The sequence below is a fragment of the Marinifilum sp. D714 genome (assembly GCF_030851345.1).
Taxonomy (GTDB): Bacteria; Bacteroidota; Bacteroidia; order Bacteroidales; family Marinifilaceae; genus Marinifilum.
In genome coordinates this window covers 218,569-231,083 of record NZ_JALPNU010000003.1, presented here as the reverse complement: position 1 = coordinate 231,083, position 12,515 = coordinate 218,569, and the positions used below count along the sequence as shown (strand labels likewise).

Here is a 12,515-nt window from a genome sequence, read left to right as displayed (position 1 = left end):
GACAAGAAGCATACTAAGTCTTCAACAAGAAGTATATTCAAATTTTAAATCGTCTATCACCTTTTTATATAAAAGTGATGTTGTAGGCCTAAAAGTAGTAGGATTCATATAGATTATATGTTTTATTAAACATTCATAATAGATTCTTTTTGTCAGATTATCAGAAACTAATGATGTGTTTTGGGCCTTTTTAATGTGCTGAGAATTTTATGAAATATTATGCATGAATGATTGTGCATAAATTTTAAGCTCTAATTAGACAATTATGGGAATGTAGCCATCAAGAAAAATTAGTCTGAATGATAAAGATGATAAGTTAATATCATGCATTTGTAATTGTAGAAGTTGATGGTTAAATTTAGTAGGTTAATAGAACTCTGCCTAAATGAAATATATATTCCTATTAATATTAATTGTTTTTTTACTTGGATGTCAAAAGGAGGATGCAGCTGGCTTTCTAAATAAGGATGAGCAAAAATGGCTTTTAGAAAATGGTGATTCAATTAGGGTTGTTCAAGATCCTTTGTTTGCGCCACTTGATTTTCTAAACTCTAAAAATGAGGTGGTTGGTATTTCGAATGATTATTTAAATTTAATTGAAAAAAAATTGAATATTAAATTCATTCGAACGCACAGAAATAACCTGGAAGAAAACTTAAATTTAATTAAAGATAAAAAAGTTGAAATTGCTACTTCTATAGCAAAAACTCCTCAACGTAGTGAATATTTACTTTTTACAGAACCCTATTATCAATCGCCTGCAGTAATTATTAGCAGTAAAAATAGAAAGTTGTCTATAAGCGACCTACAGGGAAAAAAAGTTAGTGTAAGTAATTTATTTGCTGTACATGAATATGTGGTAAAAAATTATCCTGAATTAGATTTAGATTTAGTACCAGATGATTTAACAGGACTTAAAAAGTTAGTTTTCAATGAAACAGATGCAATGATAGTGGATTTAGCATCGGCTTCATTTCATCTGGAGAATTTGGGTATTGTGAAGCTTCATGTGGCAGGTGATGTCGATTTTACCTATAGAATTGCGATGGGAGTACGGGACGATATGCCAATTTTAAGGGATATTCTAAATAATACAATTCGTTCAATTAATAGAAGTGAAAAAAACAAAATACGTAAAGGCTGGGTTTTTCTTTCAACTCGTGAATTTTGGGAACGAGAATCCTTTTGGTATTGGACAGCGAGTATACTTCTTGTTTTGCTGGGAGTGTTTTCAATAATTTTAGTTTTCAACAAAAGGTTACAGAAGTTGGTAAGGATACGTACTTCAGAATTAAATAAAGAGCTTTCTCATAGGTTAATGGCTGAAACGTCTTTGCGCGATAGTGAAGAGAGGTATAGAGTGGTGGCAGAACAAAAAGGACAAATTGTGTATGATTATAACTTATTAAATGATCGTATATATTGGTCTGGTGATTTGGAGAGAACGATTGGTACAACACCAAAAGAATATGAAGCGGTAACAATCAATGACTGGGAAAAGTTTGTGCATCCTGATGATGTTGATGAAACTAAAAACATTTTGGAAGAATGCATTGTTAATGGAGAAAATTATGATGTAATATACAGATATCAAAGAAAAGATGGTTCATATGTTCCTATAAATGACAAGGGTACCTTCCTTAAAGATAAAGACAATAAGGCCTATCGAATGCTGGGAATAATGAGTGATATATCAATGCAAATTGAAAGAGAAGAGCAGCTAAAAGAGGCAACATTAATTGCTAAAAATGCAGATCGCTTAAAAACGCAGTTTCTTGCTAATATGTCACATGAAATAAGAACACCTATGAATAGCATAGTTGGTTTTTCTTCACTATTAGCTACACCAAATTTATCTAAAGATAAGCAGCTTAAATATTGTAATTTTATTCAGAAAAGTTCCGACTATTTGCAAAAGATAATTGATGATATTATGGATATTTCCATGATTGAGAGCGAACAAATTAAATTGTACATTGAAGAGGTTAGTATTAAAAATATAATAGATAACGTAAAGGATACTTTTGCAAATCATGATAAAATTAAAAATTATAGCATTGAGCTGAAGGTACAAATTGATTTGACTGAAATGCATGATCGTTTATATACCGATGAGGTAAGATTAAAGCAAATACTTATTAATTTAGTGGGAAATGCATGTAAATTTACTAGTAAGGGAATAGTATTAATTCATTGCTCGAAAAGGGATAGTGCTTCTTTATTGTTTAAGATTAAAGATACTGGTGTGGGAATTCCTGAAGATCAATTTGAGAATATATTCGATCGTTTTTTGCAAGTTAAAAATCAAGGAATGGAGAACAACAGTGGAACAGGTCTTGGTTTATCTATTGCGAAAGGCTTGGTTGAACTGTTGGGAGGAGAAATTTGGTGTGAATCTACGATTGGGGTTGGTACAACTTTTTATTTTACTTTACCAATAAGAGTTTAAGACACAAAAAATTTGAATAAAAAATAAGCTAACATATAATAGAGCCATAGATATTTGAATGGCTCTTTTTTTGCACATAAACAAGGCCTTCAGTTATAATTATTGTAGAAATACAATTCCGCAATAATAGGTTATATTAATACATAAGTAAAGATACGATTAAGTATTTTGATAGGTTAAAAAATTTAAACTCTGAAAACTATTAAATATTCAAATTACCTAGAAACTATATTTTGTAGTTTAATTCATAAGACTGCTTTTTGTGGCAAAATCCGATGATTAATTTAATAATATACGTATAATTAGATAAATGTTAAATTGTGTTAAAGAGTTGTTAATGTTGAATGATATTTTAAGTAGGTGTTGATGAGTAAGTTTAAGAAAAGATTGTTGTGATGGAATTTTTATAATTTTTTTTAAAAAGAAATTATGATGCTAAACATAGTTTTCATATCTGATATACAGTGTTTTGCATCTTGAAAATTTTGCATTAAAACCTTTGTATTTTTCAAGGAACTCTTATTTTTGCCATCCAAACAATAGATATTCTAAATGATTCGAAAGATAAGATACCTGTTTGCTCTTACCTCAAAGAAACGCTTCCATCGATACCTGAAAAGAAAGGGTGTTATCATGGGAAAGAATATTCATTTTAAAAATAGGAAGACAGTAGATATTGATTTAACTAGACCGTGGTTAATTGAAATTGGTGACAATGTTTATTTTAATAAGAATTTTACTCTTTTAACCCATGATGCTGTTTCGAGATTGTATAAAATAAAATACAATGATTTCCTGCCTCTTCATTCTACTGGGAAAGTTAAAATTGGGAATAATGTTGCGTTTGCAAGAGAGGTGACAGTTCTGAAGGGAGTGACTATTGGTGATAATGTATTTATAGGTCATGGCTCTTTAGTATCAAAAGATATACCTTCAAATTGTATTGCGGTAGGCAGACCAGCGAAAGCAGTTTGTACAATAGATGAATACTACGAGAAATCTAAGAAAAAATATGCCGAAGAAGTAAAGGATAATTACTTTCGAATAAAGAATGAGCTTAGACGCGAACCTACCATTGAAGACTTTAAAGATGAATATTCGCTGTTTGTAAATGGCAATAAAATTGATGATTTTTTAGATTCATTGGATGAGAAAGTTCAAAAGAAAATGAGAAAGCAGATGGGAGATTCATATGAAAATTATAAAAAAAATCACCAGTCAATGTTTGATGGATTCGATCATATGGTTGCTAATTTTTAAGGCTTACAACCAAGTATATTTTTAATCAAAATCAGATTACTAATAGGAACGAGACAAAAAATAACTAATAAAAAGAGCCATTGATATTTCAATGGCTCTTCTTGAATTAAATAACAGGAATAAAATCTTTAGTCAAGATATATTTTCAATTGTTTACTTTTTCTTATCGTATACATACCAGTAAGCTGTTCCAACAAATAGTGCGCCACCTACAATGTTTCCTAAAGTTGCAGGGATAAGATTTTTCACAATAAAATCCATCCAAGTAATATCAGCACCATGAAAAATAGCCACAGGAATAAAGAACATGTTTGCAACGCAGTGTTCAAATCCCATTGCTACAAAAGCCATAACAGGAAACCAAATTCCTAATATTTTACTTGCAATATCTTTCGATGCATAAGCCAACCACATCGCTAAGGCTACCATCCAGTTACATGCTATTCCTTTTAAGAATGTCTTATAGAATGGATTAGAAGTTTTTGTAATTGCAATATTAATGGCTGAATCAACAGAAGGTGAATTCATAATCGCACCAGTAAGATAAACCAAGAAGTAAGCAACGAGTAATGATCCAATGAAGTTGCCGAAGTATACAATAGCCCAGTTTTTCAGTGGCACTTTAAATGACATACGCTTTGAGAATACCGATGGAATAAAGTAAGCAGTATTGCCTGTAAATAATTCAGCACCAGCAACAGCACAAAGAATTAATCCTAATGGGAAAACTGCTCCAAAGAAGAATTTTTGCAAACCTGGGTTGGTTTCGGCAAAACCTGGCATCGCACCGCCAACAATTAAGGCCAGAAGGCTACCCATAGCAATATATCCACCAGCCAATAAAGCCAATACAAATGTTTTTTTATTTGCCATTGCCTTTTTAGCCTCTGCAGTGTGATTCACTTCTTCTACAGTTTCAGCAGGAGAGTTGAAACCGTTTTGTTCTTTAACACTTACTTCAATTTGAGGTTTTTGCACCTCAATGATTTCATTAATATCTTGATACGACATTGTATTCTATTAATAATTAACAATTAGTAATTAAAAATGTAATTACCGATTATTACATGCAATTCTTAATTTATAATAACTTCTTTGAAATATTGGCTTAGAATATTCTTCGCAGTCTCTAATTGTTCTGTGGTGTTTTCGGGAACTCCTTCTAATTTGTATTCCCATTTTAGATGCTCGTATTTATGAACACCCAATTTGTGATAGGGTTGAATTTCAAGCTTTTCAATATTTCCATATTCTTGAAAATGTTTCCCCATTTCATGTAAATATTCTGGTTGATCAGAATAACCGGGAACCAAAACGTAACGCATCCAGGTTCGAATATTTTCGTCACGAAGATGTTTGGCAAATTTTAGAGTTGTATCATTCCTTTTGCCGGTTAGTTTTACATGTAAATCAGGATTAATGTGCTTAATATCTAGTAAAACCAAATCGGTATTTGAGATTAATTCTTTCACATCATCGTTAAGAACATTACCATTTGTGTCGATACATGTATTAAAATCTTCCTCTTTTAGCTGTTTGAATAGTTTTTTCAATTCAGCAGCTTGCCATAATGGTTCTCCTCCTGAAATGGTTATTCCACCAAGCTTGCCAAAGAATGGACGTTGGTTTCGCGCTTTTCTCATCACTTCATCAAGTGGAGTAGGAGTACCTCCTTTAAAGCTTATGGTATCTGGGTTTGCACAGTACAAACACTTAAATGCACACCCTTGAAGGAATACAACAAGACGAATACCGGGACCATCATAAGTACCAAGAGATTCGAATGAATGAACGTTTAACATTGTTGAGAGTTAGTTGTTTAGTTAATGAACCTTTCAGTTGTAATCCAGATTCATATCTTAAATAAAAAACGAGTCCGGAAAGCACAGCGTGTTCCCGGATCTCGGTATATAAGTAGAAAAACGTTCTTACATTTTTTCGAAGAAGCTACGAGAGATTACCTCAAGTTGCTGTTCGCGAGTCAAACGTACAAAGTTTACAGCGTATCCTGATACACGGATAGTTAACTGCGGATATTCTTCTGGACGCTCCATTGCATCTTCTAACATCTCACGGTTCAATACGTTCACGTTCAAGTGATGAGCACCTTTGATGAAATAAGCATCCATCATGGTTACCAAGTTATCTTGACGGATATCTTCTGTTGCACCTAATGACTTAGGAACGATTGAGAATGTGTTAGAGATACCATCTAATGAATCTTCGTAGTTGATTTTTGCTACAGAGTTCAAAGATGCAATTGCACCGTTAGTGTCACGTCCGTGCATTGGGTTAGCACCTGGAGCGAATGGTACACCAGCAGCTCTACCATCAGGAGTAGCACCTGTCTTTAAACCATAAACTACGTTAGAAGTAATGGTTAGAATAGACATTGTTGGCTCTGCATTTTTATATGTGTGAAGTTCTTTCAACATACCGTTGAAAATCTTAGGAATCTCAACTGCAAAACAGTCTACACGATCATCATCGTTACCATAGTATGGGAAATCACCTTCAATCTTAAAGTCGCAAGTCAATCCTTCTTCGTTACGAACTGCAGTTACTTTTGCGTTCTTAATAGCAGAAAGTGAGTCAGCTACGATTGAAAGACCAGCAATACCGTATGCAAGGTTGATAGCAGGATTTGTATCTACCAATGACATTTGAGCCTTTTCGTAGTAGTACTTATCGTGCATGTAGTGGATGATGTTCATTGACTCATTGTAAACACGAGCCATTTCTCTCATTGCGATTGTATAGTTAGCCATTACTTCTTCGTAATTCAACTCATCGCTCTTCATTGCAGGAATACCATTGATCAACTGAGTACCAGTTTTCTCACAACGACCACCGTTCAAGGCAAGCAATAAAGTCTTAGCCAAGTTACAACGAGCACCGAAGAATTGAATTTGCTTACCAATTTCCTGGTATGATACACAACAAGCAATACCGTAGTCATCAGACTTACGAGTGTCGGTCATCAACTGGTCATTCTCGTACTGGATTGATGAAGTATCGATAGAAACCTGAGCACAGAATTTCTTGAATCCTTCTGGTAGTTGATCAGACCAAAGAACAGTCATGTTTGGCTCTGGTGATGGACCTAATGTGTAAAGTGTGTTCAAGAAACGGAAAGAAGTTTTGGTAACTTTTGATCTTCCGTCCAAAGTTCTACCACCGATTGACTCAGTTACCCAAGTTGGGTCACCAGCAAAAATTTCATCGTAAGCATTCATACGAAGGTGACGAACCATACGCAATTTCATTACGAATTGGTCAATCATTTCCTGAGCAAACTCTTCAGTAATTGTTCCTTCTTCAAGATCTCTTTGGATGTAGATATCAAGGAAAGTAGAAACGTTACCTAATGACATAGCAGCACCATCTTGCTCTTTTACAGCAGCAAGGTATCCCATGTAAACCCATTGGATAGCTTCCTGTGCAGTTTCAGCAGGACGACCTAATTCCAAGTCATATTTAGCACCTAATTCTTTGATTTGACCCAAAGCTTTGATTTGCTCAGCTACTTCTTCACGAAGACGGATAGTTTCGTCAGTCATTGGACCATTCAATCCAGCCAAATCTTCTTTTTTAGCTTCGATCAAACGATCGATACCGTATAGAGCTACACGACGGTAGTCACCAATAATACGACCACGAGCGTAGTTATCTGGCAAACCTGTAAGGAATCCTAATGAACGGAACTTACGGATTTCAGCTGTATAAGCATCAAAAACCCCATCGTTGTGAGTTTTTGCGAAGTTTCGGAAAATATCTTTAACACGATCTGATACTTCAAGACCTTGTTCAGTACAAGCTTTTTCAACCACGGCGATACCACCATATGGTTTCATTGCTCTGCGAAGCAATTCGTCTGCCTGTAGTCCTACGATAACCTCTAAAGATTTGTCAATATACCCAGCACCGTGAGAAGCGATCGTTGAAACAGTTTCAGTGTCGATTGAGCGAACACCATTGTTTGCACGTTCTTCTTTCACTGCATCAAGACACATTTGCCACAATTGCTTAGTGCGTTCTGTAGCTCCTGATAAGAATGATGCATCCCCAGTGTATGAGGTTAAATTGTTACTAACGAAATCTCTAACGTTAATTGTCTTTTGCCATTCGCCGGCTTTAAATTGCATTTTTACCATTGCAGTTAATAGTTTTCGTTGATTGAATTTCTTCAATCATGATTAATTCAAATCCTTAATGTTGAATTTGAACTCGAAATGGTTGTGTTTAAAATTATATTTTGTGTTTGATTATCAAAATTGACAATCTAGCCATAGAAAATAAACAAGATAAACTTGTCCGTTTTCCTTTCAGAGCGCAAAGGAACAGACTATTTTTTTGTTGCGCAATACCAAGATGTAATGATGTTGTTAATGCAAAGCTTTTCGAATGGCCAAAGTTTCTGGTATTCTTGGAGTTTTGCAATGTAGAGATTACAATGTAAAAATAGTCAATTTAGAATCAATCTAGTTGAAAAGAGTTCTGTTTTTATAATAATCGGATAATTCTGCGAAAAATATTATTTAACACTTGGGTGTTAAGTAGAAATGTTATTTGAAAATGAACAGGCTATACTAAAAAAACTCTTAGAAGAAATTGGGAGTGATATTAGAAGAGAAAGTATAAAAATAAACAGCCTCGTTTGTTCCAAAACGAGGCTGTGACAATTAGGCTTAATTTTTTAAGTTGATTTTATTCAAATGCAATCCATCAGATTGAATGCCACGCGCATATTTTACACCAGCTTTTCCAAATATCATGGTGTAACCTATAGAATGATCCTGTGGGATACCAACCAGATCTCGTAGCGAAGGATCAATTTCTTCAATAACCCAAGTAATCATACCATTCCAAAGTGTAGCAACATTATTCGCATTGGCTGCAAATTCAAAATAAGTTAAAGTAATTATTGAATCTATTTTTGGAGAAGCATCTTTAGCTGGAGCAGTGGCAATGAGCATGTGAGGAGCATTTCTAAAAATGATATCAACGCCAGCTTTTTCCCATAGTTTTTGGAATGAAGCAAGCATAGCATATTTTTTAGGAAGCTTTCCTTCTGCAGATACTTTTTTGATGGCCTTATAAACTGCATCACGGAAAATGAGGAGATCTTCCTTATTATTTATTAATGAAAACAATACGGCATTGTCGTTGTGTCCGGTTGGCGCATGAGATGCTGTCTCCATCAATTCCTGAATCAATTCCTGATCCAAATTGTCATCTTTAAATTTGCGTACTGATCTTCTGGTTTTAATGTGATTACTCATGGCCTGAGCCGATGGCATTTCAGCTTTACATGAAATTGAATCTTCAGGCTTTTTTCCTAATATAGAAATTGCAGCAGTTGGGCAAATGGCCAAGCAATGCTGACATTTCATACAATTCTTTTCTTTCTCTTTCGCAATGGCAGCCTTGGGAGTAAGGTTGATAATTCCTACAGGACAATCCTCTTTACATAGGCCACATTCAATACACTTGTCTTCTGCAACTTTAAAGTCGATCATTTCTTTTGATTTTCAATTCTTGTATTTTCCAAATGGAAATTCGCGACAAAAATAGAATACTTCTTACACAATGGCTATAGGAATCGCGGTAATTTTGACCTGATTTTAAAGCATAAAAAAACCTGACCAAATGGCCAGGTTTAATATTTTCATGTTGCAAAATTTTAGAAAGCAACAGATACTCCGAACTGGAATACTGAATTTTGAACTTTTGCTTCGTCTACATCAACAACCTTTGATAATCCCCAATTGTAACGAAGACCTATAGCTACATTGTCTGCAATATCATATTCTAGACCTAATGCAAGTGCTAAATCAAGTCCTTTCATATTATCTGCATCTACAGAAACATCACCATCGTCAGCTTCAGAATTCAAATGAATTCCTACCTGAGGACCCAAAATAGCATGAAATTTATCAGCCATTTTAGCACGCATTAACAAAGGAATGTTCAAATAGTTTGATTTAAACTTTACATCAGAACCCATATCTACTTTCATTCCTTGGCGAGAGTACACCAATTCAGGCTGAAAAGCAATATTTTCATTAATTGCAAATCTTGCGAATACACCTAAATGAATATCTGTTCTCATATCAGTTCCATCAGCATCATCACCAATCCAATTTGCAAAGTTTAAACCGCCTTTTGCTCCGAACTGTACATCTTGAGCAAATACACTTGTACCAACAAATAGTACAACAACTAGTAGTAAAAATTTTTTCATGTGATTTGATATTTTAAATTCAGGTAGCTAACATACAAAATAAACTTGTTTCGGATTGTAATTTACAATATAAATGTCCTATTAGTTGATGAATAAATGATAATTATTTGTCAAGTTAAATATTCTTCATGTTAATTTGTAAGGTGTAATTAAACCTTAGATTATAGTGAAAATATCAACTGTTATTTTCTATATCGACTTCTTTTAACTTCATGTTTTCTTGATGAATTTATGTTGACCTCATTTTCCTCTGTTGTTGCAGGATCATCGCTAAGGTAAATGGCTTCTTCATTTGTTGAGGTAATTTCGAGAACTTGTCCATACTCTTCCGGAAGGCCTAATTCTATGGCCTCTTTCCATTCTCCATGACCGTATACAGAAATCTCTTCATCCTTTTCCAGAACTCCCTCTTTGCATCTAAGGGTTTTGTTAAAGCCAAAGAAATTTGTAGTGTCAATTCCTTTGTTGTTTAAGAAATATTCCATATTCTCGGTAGGGTCGTTCAAAAAGCCTGATTTGTACTTGGCATCGTCAACAATGTAAGATTTCAATAGACTATCGTTAATGTAAGCATATTTGCTACCATCTTTAATCAAGTATTTGCTGTGTCTTTCTTCATCAACAAGGGTATCCCATGTCGAGCTTTTTCCTGTTGACCTTTCTTGTTCAATCAGCACATGATAATGTGAACACTCTCGTCCTGAAAGAGGAGCAATTAATGGAGAATCAACAAATTTGACTTTTCCTACTATTTTAGCTATTTCTCCACTTCTGAAACTGGAAAGCCTTTTGAGTTCTGAATTCTTTAGTTTACGCTTGACAATTGCTTTTTTGCTAAAGAAAAATGCCAACAAAATTACGATGATAATTATTGCTACAAAGGCAATGATGATTGTTTCTTCTTGCATTCTAATCTATTTATTATTTGAATTTACTTGGCTACACTACATTTCACAATGCCTTTTTCCTCAGATGCCAGGTAAAGGTTGTTATTGTTGTCAACAATCATAGGAATGTAGGTACAACCTTTTACCAGCTCTTCTATTCCATCAATTTGCGTTGCTCCTTTATTACTGTATACTTTTATTCGGGTAGGATCTTTTTCTACGGTAACAATGGCTCCATTCGAAAGGGTAGCAACACTAACAGGATTACAGCATCCATGAAAATCACCCAACTCTTTCCCGCGCTTACCAAATGCCATTAAACTGTTTCCATTGTAATCAAAACCTTGAACTCTAAATGCTCCCAAATTGGCCACAATAATCTCATTTTTCTTGTTTACAGAGAAGTCGAGAATACCACAGCAGGCACGCATGTCGTCTATCTCCTTTAAAAGTTCGCCTGATGTTCTATCGTGGATCTGAATCTTCTTTAATTTGCAATCTGATACGATCAGATGTTGATCTACCACACGACTGCCCGAAGCAATATGAACCCCTGATAGCTTGTATTTGCAAATTGCTTCACCTTCCTTCGAGAAAATTTGACATTCTACGGCAACAGGCAATTCTTTCGATACCATTCTGCCACGGATCTTTTTCTTTACAAGTTTCATTTCGCTGGATAGTACATAGATATTGTCTTCGATATCCACAGAAATTGCAGTAGGTTTCCCAGAAAGGGAAGGCTTAAATCGTTTTGCAATTTTTCCAATTTCATCCAGAATCAAGATTGTTCCATCTTTTTTAAGAGCACAAAGCTGGTTATTTGTAAAGCTTGCCAAATAAATTACTTCCAATATTCTTTTTCCTTTGTATTCTTTGTCAACCTGGTACGAAACCGGATGAACTCCATCCATGATTTTGTCCAAACCTATTTCAAGGCGACGCATATTTTCAACTCTGCTGATTACCTTGGCTACATATGGCTGTTTCTTTAAATCAGGATGCAAATCTTTCACCAATTCGTATAGCTGCTCATAAGATCTGAAAATGGTTGCTCTTTCAAATAAGTACCCCGAGTAAAGTGCATTGGGATTCTTCTGCATAAAATCTTTTTCGTATTGCTTAATTGCACCATTAAGATCCTTTTTATGTTTGGCATATTTTGCCTGTAATGCCTTTTTATCCTCATCACTTGCATTGGGATTGTACTTAGGAAAGGTCTGTTTTATTCTTTCGTATTTTAAACGAATTTGTTTTTTGCCTTCTTTGCAGCGTTCGTAATCGTAGTGAATAACAGAACCGGTAATTTTAGCATTTTCAAAATCATTTACTGATCCTTCAAAATTCATTTTCACATTCTCAAGCATTATCTGTTTCTTTAGAACGACCTCTTTGCCATTACGTCTTAGCTTTAATCGTAATGTTCCCATAAGTAGTTTTGGATAATCGCCCTTAAATTGAAAATTTCCATTCACAATTTTACTAGTGTCTGTTTGATAGCCTTTTTCTGTAAATGTTAACAGTACAATCTCTCCTTTATTTATGCCACTTATATGACCATTAAGGATAAAAGGATTATTGTTTTCGATGGATTTTCCAGCTATAAATAAAGCCATCAGTACTGTTAAAATTAATAGGATCTTTTTCATATTTTGGGTGTTTTGGTTGATGATTC

Annotated in this window: 9 protein-coding genes; 2 read left to right on the top strand and 7 right to left on the bottom strand. The window is 34.3% G+C overall.

Features of this window, described 5'->3' with window-relative positions; all coding sequences use genetic code 11:
* Window positions 1-385: 385 nt before the first annotated feature.
* Both M0051_RS04560 and M0051_RS04555 read left to right on the top strand, forming a co-directional pair.
* Window positions 386-2,449, top strand: a complete 2,064-nt coding sequence (locus M0051_RS04560) for an ATP-binding protein (RefSeq protein WP_306740364.1) — start codon at window positions 386-388, stop codon at window positions 2,447-2,449.
* A 552-nt stretch (window positions 2,450-3,001) separates the two neighbouring features.
* Complete coding sequence (locus tag M0051_RS04555) at window positions 3,002-3,709, top strand: acyltransferase (protein WP_306740363.1); 708 nt, start codon at window positions 3,002-3,004, stop codon at window positions 3,707-3,709.
* Between the two features lie 153 nt (window positions 3,710-3,862).
* On the opposite strand, the gene M0051_RS04550 is transcribed toward M0051_RS04555, so the two are convergent.
* The 7 genes from M0051_RS04550 to M0051_RS04520 form a co-directional block, all read right to left on the bottom strand.
* A complete protein-coding gene (locus M0051_RS04550) occupies window positions 3,863-4,720 on the bottom strand; it encodes a formate/nitrite transporter family protein (RefSeq protein ID WP_306740362.1) in 858 nt (285 codons plus the stop codon).
* Between the two features lie 65 nt (window positions 4,721-4,785).
* Window positions 4,786-5,511 (bottom strand): pyruvate formate-lyase-activating protein, encoded by a 726-nt coding sequence (pflA, locus tag M0051_RS04545; RefSeq protein ID WP_306740361.1) that lies wholly within the window; start codon window positions 5,509-5,511, stop codon window positions 4,786-4,788.
* Window positions 5,512-5,637: 126 nt separating this feature from the next.
* A complete protein-coding gene (gene pflB, locus M0051_RS04540; protein ID WP_373568300.1) occupies window positions 5,638-7,899 on the bottom strand; it encodes a formate C-acetyltransferase in 2,262 nt (753 codons plus the stop codon).
* A gap of 498 nt (window positions 7,900-8,397) precedes the next feature.
* The gene (locus M0051_RS04535; RefSeq protein ID WP_306740360.1) at window positions 8,398-9,228 is read right to left on the bottom strand and encodes a nitroreductase family protein; all 831 of its coding nucleotides are present in this window, start codon (window positions 9,226-9,228) and stop codon (window positions 8,398-8,400) included.
* A gap of 164 nt (window positions 9,229-9,392) precedes the next feature.
* A complete protein-coding gene (locus M0051_RS04530) occupies window positions 9,393-9,953 on the bottom strand; it encodes a porin family protein (protein WP_306740359.1) in 561 nt (186 codons plus the stop codon).
* Window positions 9,954-10,135: 182 nt separating this feature from the next.
* Window positions 10,136-10,861 (bottom strand): hypothetical protein, encoded by a 726-nt coding sequence (locus M0051_RS04525; protein WP_306740358.1) that lies wholly within the window; start codon window positions 10,859-10,861, stop codon window positions 10,136-10,138.
* Between the two features lie 23 nt (window positions 10,862-10,884).
* Window positions 10,885-12,489 (bottom strand): DUF4369 domain-containing protein, encoded by a 1,605-nt coding sequence (locus tag M0051_RS04520; protein ID WP_306740357.1) that lies wholly within the window; start codon window positions 12,487-12,489, stop codon window positions 10,885-10,887.
* Window positions 12,490-12,515: the final 26 nt, after the last annotated feature.

Excerpts from the sequence above, each read along its gene's own strand:
- M0051_RS04525 (WP_306740358.1), bottom strand. The coding sequence starts at position 10,861 with ATGCAAGAAGAAACAATCATCATTGCCTTTGTAGCAATAATTATCATC.
- pflA (WP_306740361.1), bottom strand. The coding sequence starts at position 5,511 with ATGTTAAACGTTCATTCATTCGAATCTCTTGGTACTTATGATGGTCCC.
- M0051_RS04550 (WP_306740362.1), bottom strand. The coding sequence starts at position 4,720 with ATGTCGTATCAAGATATTAATGAAATCATTGAGGTGCAAAAACCTCAA.
- M0051_RS04535 (WP_306740360.1), bottom strand. The coding sequence starts at position 9,228 with ATGATCGACTTTAAAGTTGCAGAAGACAAGTGTATTGAATGTGGCCTA.
- M0051_RS04555 (WP_306740363.1), top strand. The coding sequence starts at position 3,002 with ATGATTCGAAAGATAAGATACCTGTTTGCTCTTACCTCAAAGAAACGC.
- M0051_RS04520 (WP_306740357.1), bottom strand. The coding sequence starts at position 12,489 with ATGAAAAAGATCCTATTAATTTTAACAGTACTGATGGCTTTATTTATA.
- M0051_RS04560 (WP_306740364.1), top strand. The coding sequence starts at position 386 with ATGAAATATATATTCCTATTAATATTAATTGTTTTTTTACTTGGATGT.
- M0051_RS04530 (WP_306740359.1), bottom strand. The coding sequence starts at position 9,953 with ATGAAAAAATTTTTACTACTAGTTGTTGTACTATTTGTTGGTACAAGT.